The following is a 20,531-nucleotide window of genomic DNA, read 5'->3' on the forward strand; positions in this document are numbered from 1 at the left end:
ATACACTCCGGCTACTTAGCTCTTGCGAAGTCGAGACTCCACCAGCGCAATCGCAGCTTGAACGGCGCCGCCTATAGTCAAATCGCCGGTATCTAGCAATAGCGCGTCTTGCGCGGGTTTTAACGGGGCATCGGCACGCCCCATGTCGCGTGCGTCGCGGGCATGAATATCGGCAAGAATATCGGCAAAGCGCACGTTGATCCCGTGCCGCTGCATTTCGTCATAACGCCGCTGCGCCCGCACCTCGGCAGGGGCGGTGACAAACAGCTTCACATCGGCGTGCGGCGCGATCACTGTCCCGATGTCCCGCCCGTCCAACAACGCACCACCGGGCTGGTTGGCAAAATCCACCTGCCGCTTGTTGAGCGCCGCGCGTACTACGGGGTGGAGCGATACACGACTGGCCAAACCGCCGACCGCTTCGGTCCGCAGAGCGGCGTCATCGAGAATGCTGTCGGGAAAATCACATCCAGCCAAGGCGTCCGCCGGATTGTCGGGGTTGCCATTGTTGATTTGCACCTGCCGACCCACCGCGCGGTACAGCAAGCCCGTGTCCAGAAACGGCAGGCCAAAATGCGCGGCCAATGCCTTTGCCAACGTACCCTTGCCTGAGGCAGTCGGCCCGTCGACGGCGATTATCATTGCGCAGCGTCCTTGTCAGCGCCCCGCGCCATCAACGCCTTGGCTATGCCAAATAGCGCAATCGCCATCCACACTACTTCAAGCACCATCGTCGGCAGGTTGAAATTCACCGTCAACGACACCGTCAGCAAGGCCGCACCAATGAAGTTTGCAGCGTTGAACCACAAGGCGTTCATCTGCGTCGTAAGATTGCTGTACGCAAAGGCAACGACGATGAAGAAGCTACCTGCAAAACCGATAAGATCGGCGGCGAAAGGGGAGATATATGCGGTCAATGTGTTTCCTGAAGATTGTGCATCATCGCCTCGAACGTCGGGAAGCTCGTGGCGATGGGGGATACATCATCGACCGTCACGGGGTGATAGCAATGCTGCCCCGCCACGGCGAAGCTCATGGCAATGCGGTGATCAAGCGCACTGTTGATGGTCGCGCCGCCCTCCAGCGGTTCGCCGCCTGTGCCTTGAATGACAAGGCCATCTTCGCGTTCTTCGACCTGCGCGCCAATGGCTTTCAGGCCGGTCGCCATCAACGCCAACCGGTCGGACTCTTTCACGCGCAGCTCGTCGAGGCCGCTGGTAATGGTCTGTCCTTGCGCCGTGGAGGCGGCGACGAAGAATACCGGAAATTCGTCGATCATGCTTGGTGCGATGTCGGGTGGCACTTCGATGCCGCGCAAAAGCGAATGGCGCGCGGTGATATCCGCCACAGGCTCGCCGCCGACTTCGCGCTCGTTGGCGTAAGTCAGGTCAGCGCCCATCGCTTCCAGCATCTTGAAAATGCCCGTGCGCGTCGGGTTCATGCCGACATGGGTCACGGTCACTTCGCTGCCGGGGGTAATGAGCGCCGCGACAATCGGGAACGCTGCTGATGAAGGGTCGCCGGGTACGTCAATCGTCTGCGGCTTCAGCTCTGCTTCGCCGACAAGCCGAATATGGCGCACGCCATCGGCATCGATTTCAACCGTCAAATCCGCACCAAAGCCGCGTAGCATCCGTTCGCTGTGGTCACGCGTGGGGACGGGTTCAATCACCTCGGTAATGCCCGGTGTATTAAGGCCGGCAAGTAACACGGCGCTTTTTACTTGGGCGGAGGCAACCGGCAGATGATAGCGGATCGGTACGGCAGGTACCAAGCCGCGGACCATCAGCGGCAACGTGCCACCGGGGCTTGCAGTGAATTCAGCGCCCATTTGGCTGAGCGGATTGATAACGCGGCCCATCGGGCGTTTCGACAGGCTGGCGTCGCCAATGAATGTCGCGGTGAGCGCGTGGCTGGCCACGAGACCCATCAACAAGCGTGTCGACGTGCCGCTATTGCCCATGTCGAGCGCGCTTGCGGGTTGCATCAGGCCGCCAACACCAACGCCGTGGACGGTCCAGCATCCTTCGCCCGTGCGTTCGATGTGTGCGCCCATGGCGCGCATCGCGGCGGCGGTCGCCAGCACGTCTTCGCCCTCGAGCAGACCGGAAATCCGGCTTTCGCCAACGGCCAATGCGCTGAGCATCAGCGACCGGTGTGAGATGGATTTGTCTCCGGGTACCTTCACTGTGCCGCGAAGCGGCCCTTGCGAACGGAAACTGGCGGGGCGGGGTTGAACGCTATGCATGACGTTTTGCGCTTTGCGGATGATGCGTGGCCAAGTCAACGACCACAGTAATTTTTGACAGCGGCGCGTCGCTGTGGCAAAGGCCGCGCCAATTGACGGTGATTCACAGATGTGCATCGCCCTTCCAAGCCAGTTTAAAAAGGATTTGAGCCCGCCATGATCAAGGCTGAATGGGGAACCAAGCGCACTTGCCCGAAATGTGGTGTTCGTTTTTACGATCTGACCAAGGACGAGCCGGTTGAATGCATTGAATGCGGCAACCAGTGGACACCTGAGCCAGTTCTGAAGTCGAAGCAGCCGCTGCCGTTTGAAGAAGCCGAAAAGAAGAAAGACGATTCGGATCTGGCTGACGATGATCTCGACATTGACGTCGATGCCGTTGACGGTGACGTATCGCCGGACAATGATGTTGACCTTGGCGGTGACGAAGATCTCGGCGTTGCTGGCACCGAAGGCGAACCAGACGACATCTAATCTTCGGACTTGAAATATATAGGAGCGCCCGCTAGTGGCGCTCCTCACCAAGGCTGCCCAACGGGCGGCCAGATGGGGCCTTAGCTCAGCTGGTAGAGCGCTACACTGGCAGTGTAGAGGTCAGGGGTTCGACTCCCCTAGGCTCCACCATTATTCGCTAAAGCTTCGGCTGGCAGGCAAGCGCGGCACGTGCGCTGATTTTTCGTAACGTAGTTTCGTCATGCTGAACCTGTTTCAGCATAACACGCGGCGTTAGCCAGTTATCCTCGAATGCAGTCACCATCGGTGAATCGAGTTCAGGATGACGAAATCGTTTTGATAGTCTAAGGTCAACATATGCATTTTCTCGACCAAGCAAAAATCTTTATCCGTTCCGGCGCCGGTGGCCCGGGAGCGGTCAGCTTTCGTCGTGAGAAATATGTCCAATATGGCGGCCCAGACGGCGGCAATGGCGGCAAGGGTGGCGATGTCATCTTTGAAGCGGTCGCTGGACTGAACACGCTTATCGATTTTCGCTATGCGCAGCATTTCAAAGCCATGCGCGGTATTCAGGGCATGGGCCGTGATCGCCACGGTGCCTATGGCGATGATTTGGTCATTCAGGTGCCTGTGGGCACACAGGTGCTGGCCGATGACGAAGAACGTTCGCTTTTGCTCGATCTGACCGAGGTGGGCCAACGCGTTGTGTTCCTGCGCGGCGGCGATGGCGGTCGCGGAAACGCATCGTATAAAAGCTCAACCAACCGTGCACCGCGGCAGCATGGCCCTGGTTGGCCGGGCGAAGAAAAATATGTCTGGCTGCGCCTGAAGCTGCTGGCCGACGCCGGACTTGTCGGCATGCCCAACGCGGGCAAATCGACCTTCATCAATCAGGTGTCCAATACCAAGGCCAAGGTTGGCGATTATCCGTTCACGACGACACGCCCGCAATTGGGTGTGGTCGACCATAAATCGCGCGAATTCGTTCTGGCGGATATTCCAGGGCTTATCGCGGGTGCAGCCGAAGGCGTTGGCATTGGCGATCGCTTTTTGGGCCACATCGAACGTTGCCGCATCCTCATTCATTTGATCGACGCGACGCAGGATGACCCCATCGCCGCTTGGCATATCGTCTGTGACGAACTGAGCGAATATGGCGCAGCGTTGGACGAAAAGCCGCAGATTGTGGCGCTCAACAAGGGCGATTTGCTTGATCCCGAATTGATGGCCGACATTGCCGAGCAATTGCAGGCAGCCGGCGCGTTGGATGTGATATCCATTTCCGGTGCGACGGGGCAGGGCGTTGATCTTGTGCTCGACCGGATCTTGGAAGCGCTGCCCGCCAAAAGCGGGATTGAAGGCGCAAAGGCCGATGGCATCACCGAGGACGGGACATGGTCGCCGATCTAAACGCCGCATTTCTGCCGACATCTTGCCCGCTGTTGGTGGTCAAGGTCGGATCGTCGCTGCTGGTGCAGCCCGACGGGAATGTGCGGCGGCAATGGTTGGAAACGCTCGTTGCGGATATCAGCGCGCGGCACAAGGCCGGGCAGCGGATCGTTATCGTCACCTCCGGCGCGATTGCATTGGGTGCGCGCCGTCTGGGTTTTGAAAAAGGCGGCCGCAGCAGCCTCGCCGATGCGCAGGCTGCGGCATCCGTTGGGCAAATTGTGCTGTCGGGCATCTGGGCCGAGTTATTGGACGCGCAGTCGCTTGCTGCGGCGCAAATGCTCGTGACGCTGGATGATCTGGAGGATCGCCGCCGCTATTTGAACATTGCCGCCACGCTGGATCGCCTTTTGGGTGCAGGGGCCGTTCCCGTCATCAATGAAAATGACAGCGTTGCGACCGAAGAAATCCGCTTTGGCGACAATGACCGGCTCGCCGCACGCGTGGCGCAGGCGGCTGGCGCGAGTGGGGTGATTTTACTGTCGGATGTCGATGGCCTGTTCGACCGCGCGCCACATTTACCGGGTGCGACGTTGTTGCCGACAATCGAAAAAATTGACGGCCATGTGCGCATCATGGTGGCGGAGGGTTCATCCTCTGGCATGGGGTCGGGCGGTATGGCGTCCAAATTGGATGCCGCCGATATTGCGACACGCGCTGGCATCGGTTTGGTCATCGCCTCCGGACTTCGCGATCACCCGCTTGCCGCGCTTGAAGCGGGTGGGCCTTCCACCTTTTTTGCACCGCGTGACGGTGGTTCTGCACGCAAAAGCTGGTTGGGCGGGCGCCTGACCGTCAAGGGGCGCATCCGCGTCGATGCTGGCGCAATTCAGGCGCTCATGTCGGGCAGCAGCTTGTTGCCTGCAGGCGCCTTGTCGGTGGAGGGTGAGTTTAAACGCGGCGACGTTATCGACATCAGCGATGACGATGGCATTGCAGTCGCGCGCGGCCTTTCCGAATATGATGCCGTCGATGCCGCCCGCATTTGCGGCCATCGCTCGAGCGAATTGGCCGATATCTTGGGCACCGTGCCCCGCTCCGTCCTTGTGCACCGCGATCAGCTGGTCCTTTTGTGAAAACAGTCGCGCTAACCGGAGCGACGGGTTTTGTCGGACGGATCACGCTGGATCGGTTGATTGCCGCTGGTTGGCATGTCCGCGCGCTGACGCGGCGGGATCAGCACAAAAAAGCCGGCGTGAGTTGGGTTCATGGCAGCCTAAATGATACGGCAAGCCTCAGCGAATTGTGCACCGGCGCCGATGCTGTCTTGCATGTCGCAGGCGTCGTCAACGCGCCTGATGCTGCGGGTTTCGAAAGCGGCAATGTTACCGGCACAGCCCATATCCTCGCCGCTGCCCAATTGGCTGGTATCAGCCGTTTTGTATGCGTCTCCTCGCTTGCTGCGCGCCATCCGGAGCTTTCGATGTACGGCGCGAGCAAGGCCACAGCCGAAGCGCTTGTGCGCACATCATCGCTCGACTGGACCGTCATTCGTCCGCCCGGTGTGTACGGCCCCGGCGACACCGAAATGTTCGATATGTTCCGTATCGCCGCCAAAGGATGGGCCTTGCTACCGCCGCGGGGAAAGGTGTCGGTCATTCATGTCGATGATCTGGCCCGCTTGCTGGTGATTTTGCTGTCGGCGGATAATGTGTCGAAATGCGTGTTTGAGGCAGATGACGGAACCGCAGGCGGGTGGAGCCACGCCGGTTTTGCCAAGGCCATCGGTGCGGCGGTTGGGCGCGATGTCATAACGGTGCATGCGCCTGCATTCCTGCTGAAAATGGCCGGATGGGCCGACCGTGCGGTGCGCGGTGCAAAGGCGAAACTGACGCCCGATCGCGCCAATTATCTGGCGCATCCCGACTGGACAATCAATCGCGATGCTGCGCCAGAACCCCAGCTTTGGCAGCCGGAAATAGCAACACCCAAGGGATTGAAAGACACCGCAAGCTGGTATCGCGCACAAGGGTGGATGTAGGCGCATGGCTTTGCCCTCATACCGCCTTATTCGCTTGCCATAGCGCGCCCATATGGCGCATTGCCCGTCCCATAATTTGAGGATTTACGTATGACTGACCGCAGTGAAATGTTTGATCGCCTAAAGGGCCTGATTGAGCCTTTTAACAAAAAAGGTGTCGAGGTTGGTGAGACCACCACTTTTGCAGGTGATTTGGAATGGGACAGCCTGACCGTCATGGATTTTGTCGCTGAAGTCGAAGACAGCTTTGACATCATCATCAGCATGAATTTACAGGCTGAAATCGAAAATGTCGGCCAACTGGTCGATGCGGTTACCAAGCTGACCGCAGCCTAATTCAAACGGACGCCTGATTTTAACGGAAGACGTGCATGACTGACTTATTCTCCAAATTTGATGCCCTGATTGCGCAACGTGAAGGCTTGCTCGCCACGGGCGTAAAAGACCCGTTCAGCCTTGTGATGGAAGAGGTGAAATCGCCGACCGTTGCCGTCGTGAATGGCAAGGAAACCATCTTGCTTGGCACCTATAATTATATGGGCATGACCTTTGACGATGATGTCATCGCCGCGGGCAAGCAGGCGTTGGACGAATTTGGCGCAGGCACGACCGGCAGCCGCGTTTTGAACGGCACATTTCAGGGCCACAAGGAATGCGAAGACGCGTTGAAAGAATTCTACGGAATGGACCATGCGATGGTCTTTTCCACGGGCTATCAGGCGAACCTGGGCATCATCAGCACGATTGCGGGCAAGGGCGATTATATCATTCTGGATATCGATAGCCATGCGTCGATCTATGACGGCTGCAAAATGGGCGATGCCGAAATCGTCGCCTTCCGCCATAATGACGTCGAAGCGCTAGAAAAACGGTTGAAGCGCCTGCCCGCCGATGCGGGCAAGCTTGTCGTGCTTGAAGGTGTCTATTCGATGCTGGGCGATGTTGCGCCGCTCAAGGAAATGATCCGCGTTTCGAAAGAAGCAGGCGCGATGATCCTTGTCGACGAAGCGCATTCGATGGGCTTTATCGGCGAGAATGGCCGCGGCGTGGCCGAAGAGCAGGGCGTGTTGGACGATGTCGATTTCGTCATCGGCACCTTCTCCAAATCGGTCGGCACAGTCGGCGGCTTCTGCGTGTCCAACCATCCCAAATTTGAAATCATGCGGCTTGTCTGCCGCCCTTATGTGTTCACGGCGTCATTGCCGCCAGCGGTCGTCGCATGTTCGGCGGCGAGCATTCGCAAGTTGATGCACAATGGCAACAAGCGTGCGCATTTGTGGGAAAACTCCAGAAATCTGCACCAGGGCCTACGCGATCTGGGTTTCAAACTCGGCACGCCTGATGCGCAAAGCGCCATCATCGCGGTGATCATGCCCGATTTGGAAAAAGGCGCGATGATGTGGGCTGCGCTTCTTGAGAATGGCCTATATGTAAACCTCGCCCGTCCGCCTGCGACACCCGCCGGGATGACATTGCTGCGCTGTTCCCTGTGTGCCGAACATAGCAGCGAACAGGTTGCCGATATCCTCAGCCGCTTCGAACGCGCGGGCAAGGCCGTCGGGATCATTTGACGCCACCCCATGAACAGGCTTGACCGCAACGCACGCTTATTGGCGACTGGCTTTGCGGCAATGGCCGGCATGGTGGATGCCATCGGATTTATGGCGAGCGGCGGGTTTTTCCTGTCGTTCATGAGCGGTAACTCGACGCGCCTTAGCGTCGGGATCGTTGAAAGCGCGCCTTATATCGGCTTGGTTGCAGCGCTGCTGGCTAGCTTTGTCGGCGGCGTTGTCGCCGGGTCGCTGGTTGGCCGCCAAACGACATTTGGCCCGCATCATCGGCAGGCGATTATCCTGACCGGCATTTCACTTTTGCTGTTCGCCGCGCCTTTTGTGGCTGACGCCGGATTTTTGCCACTCGCTTTGTGCTTTGCGGCCTTTTGCATGGGGATGGAAAATACGCTGTTTGAACGCGAAGGATCGGTGTCGTTCGGCTTGACCTATATGACCGGTGCGCTCGTCAAGATCGGGCAAGGCCTTGCGACGTTGATCAGCGGTGGCGCGCGTCTGGAGTGGGTGCCCTATTTGCTGCTTTGGCTGGGTTTGGCCAGCGGCGCGATGATTGGTGCGCTGATGTTTGGCGCGTTCGGGCTTAAAAGCCTGTGGCTGCCCGCCGCATATGCAGGGGTTTTTGCTCTGGCGCTTTTCGTTCCGCGCAAAAATACGTTCTAACGCACGGCGCCTTTTGCCAAAAGCTTGGGCACCAGAAACAATGCCGCGATTAACGGCCATTTGCGCTGCCACGGACGCACTATGATGTGCGTGCCGGCGTGGCGGTTTATTTTCCACGCCAGATAATCAATGCCACCCGCATAAGTGAACGCCGCCTTTGCCAGCCGCGCAACGGTCAGCAATTTTCCGCGTCGACGTAAGGCGGGCCAGCGGCGTTTTTCTTGAACGATATGGCCATCGGGGTCAGGCATGATCACTATTTTGTCGCCGCGCACTTCATGTGCGATCGTTATGTGCTGCAATGCCGCCCGGCCAAAGCGGACATAGCGATCGGGGTCGAATGAAATCACCGAAGATGGCCGGTCCTTGCGTTCCGCACGCAGCTCCGCGCCATAGGTCATCTGGAATCCCGACTGCCAAAGGTCGAGCACATTGGCTTCGCGCTCGGCAAATGCCAGTGCTGCATTCAGCAAGGTCGGGGCGGCACCGGATATCGCGAGAACCGCAGACTGCCGTGCATCTTCATCAGCGCACCAGACAAGCCGCGATGGCTGGGCAAAGCGCGCCCAGACCGACACCGCAGACGCCGCCGGGCGGTTGAGGTGGTGAAAATCCGCTTCGCTTAAAATAGCCACCTTGGCGACCAGATCGCCATGTTGAAACGGAAATACATTGGGTGGCAGGCGGCGGTTCCATGTGGCAAGCCAACCGCGTCCATAAGCGGATTGGTAATCGGACACGATGAGGTAGAAATCCAACATCTCGCCCTCAAGCTGTTCCGACCGCAGGCACGATCCGTAGAACAGAACGGCGCGCGCTGCCGTGCCGTATTGTGCGGCGATATGCGCAGCGAAGTCGCTTGCGCCCTGTTGCGCGGGTACGGCCAATTCCTCGGCCACAAGCTGGGTCAGCGAAAGCATATATGCGCCTTAGCCGTTTCCGTTGCCGCTTGTTAAGCAGCGAGTTTCAGGAAAGGGACGGGCGGGGTTGACCGAAGCACGATCGGACTACCGCGATACGCCTCGAACACTTCGCCATCCAAGACGACGCTGCTGCGTTCGCTATCGATGCGGATGACATCGCCTTGCTGGAAATGGACGCCGCTTGTGGGCGTATGGCCCAATTTGCCGCGCAGTGATGCCGCGATCATTTTCAGCATCGCCCATGGCGTTTGGTCGACGGCCATAAACTTCATCAAACCACGCTGTTTGGTTTTTCCGGCCTGTCCGCCAAGCAACAGCTTTTCCAGCGTGGTGACGATCAGAATCGAAAATGTGCCCTGCAATTCGCCGTTGCGGATAAACGATATGCTGACGGGCTTTGATCGTTCCGGCAGGAAACTTGCCTTCACGCGGACAAAGGCTGAAAACATAACGGCGATGAACGTCAGGAAATGGCTTAAGCCATTGGGCAATCCCAACGGATAGATTTTGTGGCGGCAATATAGGATCGTTTCGGCAAGGCCTGCGCCGCCCAAGAACATGCCAAGAACCGGACGCGCGCCTTCGCTGCCATCGCTTAACGCAATCAGTTCGCGGACAACAATATGTTCGGAAAGATCGCCCTTTGCGACGTCGATAATACGCGCCAGCGCCTCCAACGGGTCACCTTCAGCACCCAAATCGAGCGCAATCAGGTTGGTCTTGCCATTGGGCAGCACCGCGACGGGCGGCGGCGACCCTTCAAAATGTCCACCATGGTATAGTTCGGTCAAAGCGGACTGCACGGTGCCATCGCCGCCATTGATGACGAGCACCTTTGGCTTCACGCGGGCAATCATTTCCAGCGCTTTGGCGATCTGCCCAATTTCTTCGACTTCGTAATGGAATATATCAGGATTTTTCGCGCAATAGTTTCGAACCGCCGGCAACAACGACCTGTTGCCGGTTGAATTGGGGTTCGAAAGGAGCGCGACTAAAGCCAAATCATTACCTTCACATATATTTCAGGTTGATGGTGATCCGCGTGACGCCGGGGCCCGCGTCGAATGCGACTTTGCTGACCGACGGCTTGCCCAAATTCAATATGCTCACGCTGGGGTTGTTGGAAAAACCGCCGCCATCCTGCGTGAAGTCTGTTTTGCCATTTCCGTTTCGGTCATGGCGCACAGCGATGCCATATTTCCCTTCGGAAGGGACAGGCATGCAAAAGCTCATATTTCCTGCGCTCGCCCGGCTTTCGATGCGGTGCAGCCAGCGGCCTTTGGCCAGCCAAGATCCAGGCGTTGCTGCATAAGACTGCACGCGCACATTGCCTCTCGCTTCTTTCACGCCCTGCACGTTCACCAGCACAGCGGGGCCTTTGCCTGCGGCGCAGCGCGACAAATCATTGCTTATTTCCTGGCCTGCAGCAGCGGTGCCCGATACGAGCGCCAATGCTGTGACAGATATAAGAACCAAATATGTATGCATCTCAAAACTCCTGGAACAGCAAATCCAGTATCACTTCACAAGGATACCATCGATATATTGCCCCTGAACCTGTAAGCGTCTATCGGGTCAGTTTGCGGCCAAATTAGGGTGACAGGGCGACCATAAGTTGAAATTTCTTACTGCCACCGACCGATATATCTTCCGGCTTGTGATGTTGCCGTTGCTGGCGACGCTCGCAATCGCGGCATCATTGTTGCTGCTGGACAAGATGTTGACCTTGTTTGACTTCGTCGCCGCAGAGGGCGGACCAGTCAGCGTGGTTTGGCGCATGCTCGCCAATTTGATGCCGGAATATCTGTCGCTCGGAATCCCTATCGGGCTATTGCTCGGCATATTGCTGGCGTTCCGCAAGCTCGCGACATCGTCCGAACTCGACATTTTTCGGGCGGTGGGGATGAGTTACTTCCGGCTGCTGCGCGTACCATTCTTGCTGGCAATCGCGCTTGCCGCCGTCAACTTTGCCATTGTCGGATTTGTTCAGCCCAGCGCACGCTATCTATATGAAGAACTCCGGTTCGAGCTGCGTTCGGGCGCCTTTGGGGCAAAGGTCCGGGTCGGCGAATTCAATAATGTCGGCAAGAATTTGACCGTGCGCATCGATGAAAGCCGGAACAATGGCAACGCCCTGTCTGGCATGTTTGTGTACGCGCAGGGCAATAAAGGACAGTCGATTGCCGTTACGGCGGAAAAGGGGCAGTTTTTGCGCACCGATGATCCGGACACAATATTGCTGCGATTGGAAAAGGGCACGCTGGTGCACGACGCGCCCAATTATAAATCACCCCGCGTACTTAGCTTTACCAGCCATGATGTCCCCATCCCGCTGCCGCAGATCGAAAGTTTTCGGTCGCGTGGCGGCAAAGACCGCGAATATCTGATTACCGAATTGGTACAGATCGGAAATGATACGCAAAGGCCGCAGCTGGACCGCGACAGTGCATGGGCTAATTTCCATTTCCGCCTTGTTGAAGTGGCGATGATGCTCCTACTGCCATTGCTTGCATTGGCGCTGGCGATACCGCCGAAACGGTCGACATCCGCGCTTGGCGTCTTTTTATCGATCGTGATGGTCGTGACCTATCATAAGATAAACGAATATGCCGAAAGCGTCGGCGCAATGGGTATAGTTGACCCGGTTATCGCATTGTGGGCGCCATTTGTGCTGTTCGCCGCGTTGATCATCTGGATGTATCATGTGATCGCGCATGTGCCCGGCGGTCAGCCCATCGGCGCACTTGAAGTCTTCGCGACGAAGGCCGGTAAATGGTTCAAGAAACTGTTCCGCTGGGGCCGGAAATCGCGGCTGGCCACCATTGGCATGTCTGTGCCGCAAGAGGGGTCATAACCCATGCATTTCTTCCCCTCGCGCAACATTACAATGTACATGGCCCGGCTCTTTGTCGTGCGCAGCTTTGCTGTGTTGATGATGCTTGTGCTGGTGTTGATGACGCTCGATCTGCTGGGAGAAAGTGGCAAGATATTGGCGGTCCCCGGAAATGATCAGGGTGATGTGTTGCGCTATGTGACGATGCGCGCACCGCAAATTATTGCCAGATTTCTGCCCTTCTCGGTGCTGTTGGGGACATTAATCACCTTCGCGACCCTCAGCCAGAACAGCGAAGTGGTGGCGATGAAGGCGGCGGGATTGTCGGCGCACCAAATTCTTGCGCCCATGTTTGTCGCCAGCTTGGGCGTCGCGCTTATTTCGTTCGCCTTTAACGACGTTGTCGTCGCCCCGAATACCCAAAAGCTTAAGGTTTGGAAGGACGCCGAATATGGCGCGATAGCCCCCGATGGTGACCCGCGCAACAATGTGTGGGTCCGCGAAGGCGGCGACCTTATCAATGCAAGCAGGGTGCTAGGATCGGGCGACAATATCGTCCTCGATAATGTCCGCATCTATTTGCGCGCCAATGGCGGTTTGCGTCAGGTCATTACGGCACCGAATGCCCGTTATGTTGACAATGCATGGCTGCTTGAAAATGCCGAAACATTTGATGTCGCGACCACCGAACAGAAGAAGATCAGCAATCTCGTCATCGGCAAAGGCATTACGCCCGATCGGTTCAACGTCGTTAAGGTTGACGGGGACAGCCTTGGCTTCTTGCCGTTGATGCGCGCCATTGACGATCTGCGTGCCGCCGGTCGCCGCACCGATAATCTTGAAGGCATATTGTGGCACAAGCTGGCAGGGCCTTTGTCGACCTTGTTAATGCCCTTGCTGGCTGCGGTCGCGGCCTTTGGGCTTGCCCGCTCGGGCGCTTTGTTCGTGCGCGCGGTGCTGGGCATGGCGCTTGGCTTTACCTATTTCGTTGCGGATAACTTTGCCTTGGCGATGGGCAATCTGGGCGCCTATCCGCCCTGGATTGCCGCATGGGGGCCGTTTTTGCTCTTTTTACTCATCGGCGAAACGGTGCTCATCCGCACCGAAGAATGAGCCTGCGGATCAGGCGGCTTTGGGCACATAAAAATGCGTTTCGGGAATTCACTATGACAGACATCATCATTCGGCCGGTTGTAACCAAGGCAGACAAACGCGCCTTTATTGACCTGCCGTTCCGGCTTTATGCCAATGATCCCAACTGGGTTCCGCCATTGAAAAGCGATGTGATGGCGACGATTACACCGGGCAAGAACCCATGGTTCGAACATGGAGAGGCGCAGCTTTTCCTCGCGGAAAAGGACGGGAAAGTTGTTGGCCGGATCTCCGCACATTTGGATTTTCTCGCGCTGAAACAGCCGCCAGAGCAAGGCATGGGCCCCGGCGTCGGCAATTGGGGATTTTTTGAGGCGGAAGATGAAGCCACCGGAAAGCTGCTGATTGCGACGGCTGAAGATTGGCTGCGCAGCAAAAACATGGTGCGCTCGCTCGGGCCGTTAAGCCTGTCCATCTGGGAAGAGCCCGGCGTGTTGATTGATGGCCATGACCATCCATCCACCGTGCTGATGGGCTATCATAACGCGGCCTATGGCGGGTGGATTGAGGCTGCGGGCTACGCCGGTGTCAAAGATCTCTACACCTATCAAATCCCGATTGATGTGCCGTTTCCGCCGCTGGTGGAACGCATTGTCGCGTCGGGCGAGCGCAACGAACGCATCGTCATTCGTAAAGTGAACAAGGATAATTTTGACGCGGAAGCGGCGTTAATCCTGTCCATATTGAACGACGCGTGGAGCGGGAATTGGGGTTTCGTGCCCATCACCGATGCCGAGGTCGCGCACACCGGAAAGCAGTTAAAGCCGATCGTCTTTAACGACCTGATCCGGATTGCGGAGGTCGATGGCGAACCCGTCGCCTTCATGATGACATGGCCCGACATCAACGAAAAAATCGGTCAATTTGGGGGCAGCCTGTTCCCGTTCAACTGGGCAAAGCTTTTGTGGTGGCTGCGCGCGCCAAAGGTCAGCACGATGCGCGTGCCGTTGATGGGCGTGATGAAAAAACTGCAGTCGACCCGCATGGCAAGCCAATTGGCGTTCATGATGGTCTCGCTCATTCGCGACGCATCCACCAGCCAATATGGCGCAAGCCGCGGTGAATTTGGCTGGGTCCTTGATGACAATGGCCCGATGCGTTCGGTGGGTGAGGCGATTAACGGCAAAATCAACAAGGTGTACCGCATTTACGAAAAGCAGCTTTGACCGCGAAGGCCATGTCGCGCCCGCCCGCCGTTTCACATTTGATTGGCCAATTTAACGCGTGATGGCTTCGCCGATAGAGGCGTAGATCATCACCACGGCAAAGGATGCGATCATGCCGGTGAACAAGGCGACGACGGGAATTTGCAAAACGTCCATATCAGGCTCCTATATTGAGGAGGCCACTATGCACCGCGCAATCAGGTCATGCTTTGATCTAAGTCAAATGGCCGACAATCGCGCCCATCGGCAACGGCCCATAAATATGCGGGAACAGCGCACCGCCGCGGGATTCCTCCCAGACGATGGTCTCACCCAGATAGGCCAAGTTCACTTCGGCGATCACAAGGCCGTCTTGCCCCGCAAAATGCTTGTCGAGCGTGCCCTGCAGCTGATCCTTGGCCGACAAATGAATATAGCCATCGGCCAGATCGACCGGCGCGCCGTGAAAGACGCCGTCGGCTTCAAACTGCGCCCATTGCGCGGCGGTGAATATTTTGAAGGCGGTTTTGGGATGGCGGTTTTCGGACATAGGCCGCCCATGCCGAAAAGCAGGGGTGGACGCAAGCCGCGTGCCTACGTCGTCTCCCCCTACTTCGTCATGCTCCCCTACCGTCACCCTGAACTTGTTTGTGCTTTGCACGCCTCCGGCTCCAGGGTCTTAATTATCGACGTTGAAAAGTAAGATGCTGAAACAAGTTCAGCATGACGAAGTGGGGGGGCAAAAAAACCATTTTCCTACACGAACCTATATGGTTCATAATCGCCTCCGTTTTTTCAAATGGAGCCTATTATGCGTAACAAAGTCCCCGTCCCCCGCGAAAACCGTCCGCCTTTGCCTGATTTCACCCCCGTGCCACTGCGATACCGCCATGATGGTTGGACGCCGGAGCGGCAGCGCGGCTTTATTGAGGCGTTGGCCGACACCGGCTGCGTCACGCGTGCGACGGCCATCGTCAACATGTCGTTGGAGGGCGCCTATTATCTGCGCCGGCAAAAGGGCGCGGAGGAGTTTCGCGCCGCGTGGAATGCCGCGCTCGATTTCGGGGTGCAGAAGTTAAAGGACATCGCCTTTGAACGGGCGATTGAGGGGGAGATGATCCCCGTCTTTGAAAAGGGCAAGTTGATGGGGTACCGGCGCAAACGCAACGACCGGCTGCTGATGTTCTGCCTGCGCCATTATGGGCAGGATGCGAACGGCAAACGCACCACGATCAACTATTTCAGCAGCCGGGCCCAAGCGGGGTCAGCCAACGGAGAGGCAAGCGGAGGCGCAGGCGGCAGCATCGCGGCGGCAGAGGCCAGCACCACCACCGTGCGCACCGTGATCAACGGCAATGGCACCGCCGCCGACATCAACGACGCGGCCCGCGCGCTGGAAAATTTTGAAGGCATCGCGCTGGACGCAGAGGCACAGGCCGCGATCACCGCCGCGTTGGAGGCATGCGCCGCCCGCTACCGCGCCGCGGGGGAGATTATTGACGAAGGCGGCGATGATGCAATCGCAATGATGGTCGATGATCCCGACCAAATTTATGTCCCGACGGGCAAAAACACCTCCCCCTATCACGGCGAATTGGTTCTGCCCGACATGGTGACCGAATTTGTGCCGTTTCAGGAAGGGGAATCGCACTGGACCAATGCCGGGGCAGAGCTACCCTATTGGGCGCAACCAGACGCGCTAAAGAAGCTGGAGGCGCCAACGGACGAGGTGCCAAAACGCAAGCGCAAGTCGAATTGGAAACGCAAGGCGAAGGCGACGGAGACGGAGACGGAGACCTAAACTACCCCGCCAGCATCCAACCCCCCACCAGCGCGAGGGCCAAGCCGTGCAGTATCGCGGTCTGGTGCAGGTGGCTGGAAAAGGGTTGCTTGCGCGTTTTATGCCGGAACAATGCACGGCCGGCATAAGCGCCGATGGTACCCCCCAAAAACGCCCAAGCCAGCAACGTCCCTTCGGACACCCGCCAAGTCCCTTGCGCCGCACGGATCTTGTCAAAACCGAACAGCATGAACGTCCACAGATTGACCAGCGCAAACAGGCCAAGGGCATTGGGGAGGGTGAGGAGGGTAGGGAGGGTCATGTGTGGTGTGTTGGCGGGTTAGTGGGTTTTGGTAGCCGGTATATGGTTCACACGCCCACGAAGGTCGGCAAGACCACGGGTGTGGCGGGTTTGTCGAAATAAACATTGAATCCGACACTGATCGACTTGGTCGTTACGATGATCAAGAGACAATTGTTGCAAGTTTTGCCTTCAATTGAGCAATCTCATTAATTGCTTTTTGGGCGACAGTTTGAGCGGATGCGGCTGACGCGATGGCTGAGCTCGCATTAGTTTGCGAACTACTGAGCGCCATCACAAATTGTGGATCTTTCATTAGTTGATCAATAAGGTCGGCATAATTCATAGTTGCTAGATCACCTTGCCCTTGGATCCTGGGCGCTGGAGAGCTCCTTTGAGCAGACGCCATCGCATTTGCGACTGCGATGCTCGATTGAAGCGCCATGATCACTGGAGAAGATCCAATTTCAGCAAAAATTTTCTGCCGAACCTGATTATACTGCATCGTCGCTAGCTCACCTTGCCCAAATATTCCAGGCGCGATTGCGACTTGCGCTGAGATGGCTATCGCTTGAGTGCTCGCGATCATTGATCGGGTCACTGCCAGCGTCGACTCAAATGATTTTATCATTTCCTCAATCGGCCTCCCCCTCACTAAATCAATAATCTGTTCCGGCTGGAGCGGTTGAGAGGACGTCCCTATCCGAATATATGGAATATCATGAGCCATGTAGAACGGAGCAGTGCCATTAGCCGTTTCGACTGCGACTAGCTGTCTTTCATCGAGACTTATGACACGAATATCTATAGCGGGTGCGGGCACTATATGCTCGTAAATCCATCTTTCGACCTTGTCTCGAACGACTTTCGCATCCGTCAGACCAAAGATCGTCCGATCATCGGCTACTCCAATTAACAGCATGCCTCCTTCGCCGGTGGCGAAGGCAGCAATTTCTTTGCAGATTGCTTTTGGTTCTTTGGCCATTTTCTTGAACTCAACAGTTGAGCACTCGCCCTGCTCAATCGCAGATCGCACGGTAATTTCGTCCACAAAAAGCTCCGATACTATTGTTGAGAATTTTATTAAGATTTGTGGCAGCTAAAGAGCGTCGGCAATTCGGAGGCCTATTTAATGAGCTAAATGACCAACCTTAGTTAGCCTCCGATCTTCGTTGGAAGCGCAGGTTTTGAATTAGTTGAGCCAATGATGTGAAGCGTTTAAGTGAATTTAGCTGGTACGGCGTTCCTAAGCAGCGGTACCTAGCTTCTCTACGTTTAATAAATCTCTGATAGGAATTTCTCTAAAGGCACTTCGTGGCACTGACATATTTGTGATTTGCTGACGCAATTCGTCAGGCGACTTGTTAAAGAGAATAACCTTAAGCTTGTCATAAACGCGGGTCGAAGTTGCTCGGGCAAAGGTCGGCAGCGCCCCGTATGCGTCGCTAAGATAGATCGATGAATCGGGATACCAAGAGTCTTTCGGTGATAAGCTAGCTCTGACAAACAAAGTTAGGTCTGCTTCCATAAAATAATTAAATGCCACGGATGAATGCTCGTGATGCTCCGCCAGAAGGTCGGCATGCAAAGACAGCCGATTCAACTTCATGTTAGAGTTTCTGGCTTCTAAGCTCTGCAAGTATGGCTTGAACTTGGAATATGAAACCGCATCGCCAGTATTTTGGTTGTCTCTGGGTTTGAAAAAAGGCGTTGAAAGTACATCTGCCGCCATAGCAAACGACCGCTCTCTCATCGCGATCGCCACAAAGCTGACAAAGGCGTTGTGGCCGAAAAACTGATAAGCATCGTTATCCCAACGCGTGAATTGCGAGTTCATGGGACGATAATCCCACAGGCTGAATATTTTTTCGAAAAAACTATGAACTGTATCAATAGATCTTTGATCGCCAGATCTAACCAAGTCGGACAACGCGAGATTAAGATTTTCTAAAACCGGAAATGTCGCTTTGATCCCCTCATATGCGGCATTTTCTGGGTGCTCTTCCTCAATTAGGTTGCGGATAAAAGAGGGAGCATCATCAGCGATAAATGTGAGTAGTTCCGATGCTTTGGCTGTAAGTTGATCTGACGGAAGATTTGTTTGGCTAGGGCGACGTGTTGCGCGAACTATCGAAGAGCCTGCCGCATAAGTCGTTTCTAAAAATTTAGGAGGCTCGCCGATTGGCGGAAGTGCGTGGAACGGTTTTCCATGAATCCATCGTAATAGCTTATCGTAATTTACGGCTTCAGCGTCATCTGATGACATGTTAAAATAAAGTCGAGTAGCCATATAGTGAGGAAGAAAAGGTTTCCCCTCGGAATTTAGCTCCTTCACGACAGCCGCGAATTTATTTTGGTCAGTTTTATTGTAGACCGAAGCGGACACAATTTGTGCTTCCGTACCTACCCCACCCGTTCTAGAATTGGCGCGTTCTACATAGGCTTCATCGCAGATCAAGAGTACCTTGATCACTGCAGGGTCGCTTACCATTTGCTCCATAAAGACGAGTGTATCTTGCCCTTCTTCGAGATGCCACTTGTCTAGAATTACATCAACCCCATCGCTACGTAACGATGTGGCAAACTGCAGCACCCACTCCTCATGGTCAGGTGAAGTCCATCTATATGAAATGAATATTTTGGGGTAGGCTGCTGCTCGGTTAGACACAATTTACTCCACAGAAACCCCTGCTTGTTCGAACATATCCGCGCCGTCATTTGGACTGCCGGCTATGCTTCAACCATATTGTCAACAAATGTGAAGTCAATCGGAGGGGATAAGATTTTACAACCTTACCAGTGACATAAAACGTAACGCCTCACGCCGCTGCTGGACGCGCGCATGTGCGGCGATCGGCGTCGGGCGCCGTCGCTTCGTTTATGTCTATCTATGGAATATATGGGTCGCGGTCGTCAGGTGGAAACGGGGTGGTCTCCATCCTGACGACAGGCGACGGGGGGCGGATTATTCCGCGGCGACCCCGGCTTGTTCGAACATATCGACGCCGTCATTTTCGGCGACGGGCTCAATGCCGATGATCTTTTTCTTACGATTGTCGAAGCTGTCCCACACTTGGCCCCAATCGCCGCGTGTCGACGCCTTGCTGTACTCGGTCGCGCGGGTTTCGAAGAAGTTGGCGTGCTCGACGCCGTTCAACAATGGCGCGAGCCATGGCAGCGGGTGGTCTTCGACCATGTAGATCGCGGGCAGGCCCAGCTGGCCCAAACGCCAATCGGCGATGTAGCGGATGTAGCGTTTGATTTCCTTGGCGGTCATGCCGGGGACGGGGCCCATTTCGAACGCAAGGTCGATGAACGCGTCTTCCAAACGGACAACCTTTTGGCAGCAATCGATAATGTCTTCCTTCACCGACTTGGTAAGGCAGCCGCGCTCTGCACAAAATGCGTGGAACAGCTTGGTAATGCCTTCGCAGTGCAGCGATTCGTCGCGGACCGACCAGGATACGATTTGCCCCATGCCCTTCATCTTGTTGAAGCGCGGGAAGTTCATCAGCATCGCGAAGGATGCGAACAGTTGCAGCCCTTCGGTAAAGCCGCCGAACATCGCCAATGTGCGGGCAATGTCTTCGTCGGTGTCGACGCCGAATTGGTGGATATAATCAACCTTCGCCGCCATTTCTTCATATTCGAGGAAGGCCGAATATTCGGACTCGGGCATGCCGATGGTGTCGAGCAAGTGGCTATATGCCGCGACGTGGACGGTTTCCATGTTGGAAAACGCGGTCAGCATCATCTTCACTTCGGTCGGTTTGAACACGCGGCCGTAATTTTCGTGGTAGCAATTCTGCACCTCGATATCGGCTTGGGTGAAGAAGCGGAAGATTTGCGTGAGCAGGTTGCGTTCGTGGTCCGAAAGCTTCTGCGCCCAATCGCGGCAATCTTCGCCCAAGGGCACTTCTTCGGGCAGCCAATGGATCTGCTGTTGGCGTTTCCAAAAGTCATAGGCCCAAGGATATTCAAAAGGCTTATAGCTATTGCGTGCTTGTAACAATGACATGTCGGTTTCCTTGGGTC

The 20,531-nt window shown here is 56.1% G+C and carries 22 protein-coding genes and 1 tRNA gene; 12 read left to right on the forward strand and 11 right to left on the reverse strand.

The features are described 5' to 3' along the window. Nucleotides 1–15 precede the first annotated feature (15 nt). Genes GGR91_RS01485 through aroA form a run of 3 tightly spaced genes read right to left on the reverse strand, consistent with a single transcriptional unit; the run spans nucleotide 16 to nucleotide 2,248 of the window. A complete protein-coding gene (locus GGR91_RS01485) occupies nucleotides 16–642 on the reverse strand; it encodes a (d)CMP kinase (protein WP_183939366.1) in 627 nt (208 codons plus the stop codon). Beyond that, a complete protein-coding gene (locus tag GGR91_RS01490; RefSeq protein WP_221204194.1) occupies nucleotides 639–917 on the reverse strand; it encodes a CBU_0592 family membrane protein in 279 nt (92 codons plus the stop codon). The genes GGR91_RS01485 and GGR91_RS01490 overlap by 4 nt, the downstream gene beginning before the upstream one ends. Then, nucleotides 914–2,248 (reverse strand): 3-phosphoshikimate 1-carboxyvinyltransferase, encoded by a 1,335-nt coding sequence (aroA, locus tag GGR91_RS01495; RefSeq protein WP_183939368.1) that lies wholly within the window; start codon nucleotides 2,246–2,248, stop codon nucleotides 914–916. The genes GGR91_RS01490 and aroA overlap by 4 nt, the downstream gene beginning before the upstream one ends. Before the next feature lie 156 nt (nucleotides 2,249–2,404). Between aroA and GGR91_RS01500 the strand changes: the two genes are divergently transcribed. The 8 genes from GGR91_RS01500 (at nucleotide 2,405) to GGR91_RS01535 (ending at nucleotide 8,362) form a co-directional block, all read left to right on the forward strand. Beyond that, nucleotides 2,405–2,722 carry an FYDLN acid domain-containing protein gene (locus GGR91_RS01500; protein ID WP_183939370.1) on the forward strand — a complete coding sequence of 106 codons (318 nt, stop codon included), beginning with the start codon at nucleotides 2,405–2,407 and terminating at the stop codon, nucleotides 2,720–2,722. Between the two features lie 74 nt (nucleotides 2,723–2,796). Next, a tRNA-Ala gene (locus GGR91_RS01505) sits at nucleotides 2,797–2,872 on the forward strand. A gap of 186 nt (nucleotides 2,873–3,058) precedes the next feature. Next, entirely contained in the window at nucleotides 3,059–4,111 is a 1,053-nt protein-coding gene (obgE, locus tag GGR91_RS01510; RefSeq protein WP_183939372.1) for a GTPase ObgE, read from the forward strand. Next, nucleotides 4,096–5,226: a glutamate 5-kinase gene (gene proB, locus GGR91_RS01515; RefSeq protein ID WP_183939374.1), complete on the forward strand. Its 1,131-nt coding sequence runs from the start codon at nucleotides 4,096–4,098 to the stop codon at nucleotides 5,224–5,226. Before obgE ends, proB begins: the two co-directional genes overlap by 16 nt. Then, nucleotides 5,223–6,131 (forward strand): NAD-dependent epimerase/dehydratase family protein, encoded by a 909-nt coding sequence (locus tag GGR91_RS01520; protein ID WP_183939376.1) that lies wholly within the window; start codon nucleotides 5,223–5,225, stop codon nucleotides 6,129–6,131. Before proB ends, GGR91_RS01520 begins: the two co-directional genes overlap by 4 nt. Before the next feature lie 90 nt (nucleotides 6,132–6,221). Beyond that, nucleotides 6,222–6,467 (forward strand): acyl carrier protein, encoded by a 246-nt coding sequence (locus tag GGR91_RS01525; RefSeq protein WP_183939378.1) that lies wholly within the window; start codon nucleotides 6,222–6,224, stop codon nucleotides 6,465–6,467. 35 nt (nucleotides 6,468–6,502) lie between these two features. Further along, the gene (gene spt, locus GGR91_RS01530; RefSeq protein ID WP_183939380.1) at nucleotides 6,503–7,702 is read left to right on the forward strand and encodes a serine palmitoyltransferase; all 1,200 of its coding nucleotides are present in this window, start codon (nucleotides 6,503–6,505) and stop codon (nucleotides 7,700–7,702) included. Between the two features lie 9 nt (nucleotides 7,703–7,711). After that, complete coding sequence (locus tag GGR91_RS01535; RefSeq protein WP_183939382.1) at nucleotides 7,712–8,362, forward strand: YoaK family protein; 651 nt, start codon at nucleotides 7,712–7,714, stop codon at nucleotides 8,360–8,362. Here the strand turns inward: GGR91_RS01535 and GGR91_RS01540 are convergent. The 3 genes from GGR91_RS01540 to GGR91_RS01550 are packed head-to-tail and all read right to left on the reverse strand — an operon-like array spanning nucleotide 8,359 to nucleotide 10,773. Then, nucleotides 8,359–9,282 (reverse strand): hypothetical protein, encoded by a 924-nt coding sequence (locus GGR91_RS01540; RefSeq protein WP_183939384.1) that lies wholly within the window; start codon nucleotides 9,280–9,282, stop codon nucleotides 8,359–8,361. The two genes, GGR91_RS01535 and GGR91_RS01540, sit on opposite strands and share 4 nt — an antisense overlap. Before the next feature lie 32 nt (nucleotides 9,283–9,314). Then, complete coding sequence (locus GGR91_RS01545) at nucleotides 9,315–10,286, reverse strand: diacylglycerol/lipid kinase family protein (RefSeq protein ID WP_183939386.1); 972 nt, start codon at nucleotides 10,284–10,286, stop codon at nucleotides 9,315–9,317. A 10-nt stretch (nucleotides 10,287–10,296) separates the two neighbouring features. After that, complete coding sequence (locus GGR91_RS01550) at nucleotides 10,297–10,773, reverse strand: DUF2141 domain-containing protein (RefSeq protein WP_183939388.1); 477 nt, start codon at nucleotides 10,771–10,773, stop codon at nucleotides 10,297–10,299. A 127-nt stretch (nucleotides 10,774–10,900) separates the two neighbouring features. Between GGR91_RS01550 and lptF the strand changes: the two genes are divergently transcribed. From lptF to GGR91_RS01565, 3 genes are read left to right on the forward strand one after another with little or no spacing between them, the layout of a single operon-like run. Continuing rightward, entirely contained in the window at nucleotides 10,901–12,139 is a 1,239-nt protein-coding gene (gene lptF / locus GGR91_RS01555; RefSeq protein WP_183939390.1) for an LPS export ABC transporter permease LptF, read from the forward strand. A gap of 3 nt (nucleotides 12,140–12,142) precedes the next feature. Then, nucleotides 12,143–13,231, forward strand: a complete 1,089-nt coding sequence (gene lptG, locus GGR91_RS01560) for an LPS export ABC transporter permease LptG (protein ID WP_183939392.1) — start codon at nucleotides 12,143–12,145, stop codon at nucleotides 13,229–13,231. 53 nt (nucleotides 13,232–13,284) lie between these two features. After that, nucleotides 13,285–14,436, forward strand: coding sequence for an N-acetyltransferase (locus GGR91_RS01565; RefSeq protein WP_183939394.1), 1,152 nt, complete (start codon nucleotides 13,285–13,287; stop codon nucleotides 14,434–14,436). A 214-nt stretch (nucleotides 14,437–14,650) separates the two neighbouring features. On the opposite strand, the gene GGR91_RS01570 is transcribed toward GGR91_RS01565, so the two are convergent. Further along, nucleotides 14,651–14,965 carry a DUF952 domain-containing protein gene (locus GGR91_RS01570; RefSeq protein WP_183939396.1) on the reverse strand — a complete coding sequence of 105 codons (315 nt, stop codon included), beginning with the start codon at nucleotides 14,963–14,965 and terminating at the stop codon, nucleotides 14,651–14,653. Nucleotides 14,966–15,226: 261 nt separating this feature from the next. On the opposite strand from GGR91_RS01570, the gene GGR91_RS01575 reads away from it, so the two are divergent. Further along, complete coding sequence (locus GGR91_RS01575; protein ID WP_183939398.1) at nucleotides 15,227–16,216, forward strand: hypothetical protein; 990 nt, start codon at nucleotides 15,227–15,229, stop codon at nucleotides 16,214–16,216. A gap of 1 nt (nucleotide 16,217) precedes the next feature. Here the strand turns inward: GGR91_RS01575 and GGR91_RS01580 are convergent, their stop codons facing one another. The 4 genes from GGR91_RS01580 to GGR91_RS01595 all read right to left on the reverse strand — a co-directional run bounded on the left by GGR91_RS01580 (nucleotide 16,218) and on the right by GGR91_RS01595 (nucleotide 20,514). Beyond that, nucleotides 16,218–16,517, reverse strand: coding sequence for a DUF1294 domain-containing protein (locus tag GGR91_RS01580; protein WP_183939400.1), 300 nt, complete (start codon nucleotides 16,515–16,517; stop codon nucleotides 16,218–16,220). A 142-nt stretch (nucleotides 16,518–16,659) separates the two neighbouring features. Further along, complete coding sequence (locus GGR91_RS01585) at nucleotides 16,660–17,547, reverse strand: AlbA family DNA-binding domain-containing protein (RefSeq protein WP_183939402.1); 888 nt, start codon at nucleotides 17,545–17,547, stop codon at nucleotides 16,660–16,662. Between the two features lie 195 nt (nucleotides 17,548–17,742). Beyond that, nucleotides 17,743–19,164 (reverse strand): SEFIR domain-containing protein, encoded by a 1,422-nt coding sequence (locus tag GGR91_RS01590; protein ID WP_183939404.1) that lies wholly within the window; start codon nucleotides 19,162–19,164, stop codon nucleotides 17,743–17,745. Between the two features lie 297 nt (nucleotides 19,165–19,461). Next, nucleotides 19,462–20,514 (reverse strand): ribonucleotide-diphosphate reductase subunit beta, encoded by a 1,053-nt coding sequence (locus GGR91_RS01595; protein WP_183939406.1) that lies wholly within the window; start codon nucleotides 20,512–20,514, stop codon nucleotides 19,462–19,464. Nucleotides 20,515–20,531: the final 17 nt, after the last annotated feature.

This window comes from Sphingorhabdus rigui, from assembly GCF_014196595.1.
Lineage (GTDB): Bacteria > Pseudomonadota > Alphaproteobacteria > Sphingomonadales > Sphingomonadaceae > Sphingorhabdus_B > Sphingorhabdus_B rigui.

What these genes read in the sequence shown, in the direction of transcription:
- GGR91_RS01485 (WP_183939366.1), bottom strand. Translation starts at nt 642, where the DNA reads ATGATAATCGCCGTCGACGGGCCGACTGCCTCAGGCAAGGGTACGTTG.
- aroA (WP_183939368.1), bottom strand. Translation starts at nt 2,248, where the DNA reads ATGCATAGCGTTCAACCCCGCCCCGCCAGTTTCCGTTCGCAAGGGCCG.
- GGR91_RS01500 (WP_183939370.1), top strand. Translation starts at nt 2,405, where the DNA reads ATGATCAAGGCTGAATGGGGAACCAAGCGCACTTGCCCGAAATGTGGT.
- obgE (WP_183939372.1), top strand. Translation starts at nt 3,059, where the DNA reads ATGCATTTTCTCGACCAAGCAAAAATCTTTATCCGTTCCGGCGCCGGT.
- proB (WP_183939374.1), top strand. Translation starts at nt 4,096, where the DNA reads ATGGTCGCCGATCTAAACGCCGCATTTCTGCCGACATCTTGCCCGCTG.
- GGR91_RS01525 (WP_183939378.1), top strand. Translation starts at nt 6,222, where the DNA reads ATGACTGACCGCAGTGAAATGTTTGATCGCCTAAAGGGCCTGATTGAG.
- spt (WP_183939380.1), top strand. Translation starts at nt 6,503, where the DNA reads ATGACTGACTTATTCTCCAAATTTGATGCCCTGATTGCGCAACGTGAA.
- GGR91_RS01535 (WP_183939382.1), top strand. Translation starts at nt 7,712, where the DNA reads ATGAACAGGCTTGACCGCAACGCACGCTTATTGGCGACTGGCTTTGCG.
- GGR91_RS01540 (WP_183939384.1), bottom strand. Translation starts at nt 9,282, where the DNA reads ATGCTTTCGCTGACCCAGCTTGTGGCCGAGGAATTGGCCGTACCCGCG.
- GGR91_RS01550 (WP_183939388.1), bottom strand. Translation starts at nt 10,773, where the DNA reads ATGCATACATATTTGGTTCTTATATCTGTCACAGCATTGGCGCTCGTA.
- lptG (WP_183939392.1), top strand. Translation starts at nt 12,143, where the DNA reads ATGCATTTCTTCCCCTCGCGCAACATTACAATGTACATGGCCCGGCTC.
- GGR91_RS01565 (WP_183939394.1), top strand. Translation starts at nt 13,285, where the DNA reads ATGACAGACATCATCATTCGGCCGGTTGTAACCAAGGCAGACAAACGC.
- GGR91_RS01570 (WP_183939396.1), bottom strand. Translation starts at nt 14,965, where the DNA reads ATGTCCGAAAACCGCCATCCCAAAACCGCCTTCAAAATATTCACCGCC.
- GGR91_RS01575 (WP_183939398.1), top strand. Translation starts at nt 15,227, where the DNA reads ATGCGTAACAAAGTCCCCGTCCCCCGCGAAAACCGTCCGCCTTTGCCT.
- GGR91_RS01580 (WP_183939400.1), bottom strand. Translation starts at nt 16,517, where the DNA reads ATGACCCTCCCTACCCTCCTCACCCTCCCCAATGCCCTTGGCCTGTTT.
- GGR91_RS01595 (WP_183939406.1), bottom strand. Translation starts at nt 20,514, where the DNA reads ATGTCATTGTTACAAGCACGCAATAGCTATAAGCCTTTTGAATATCCT.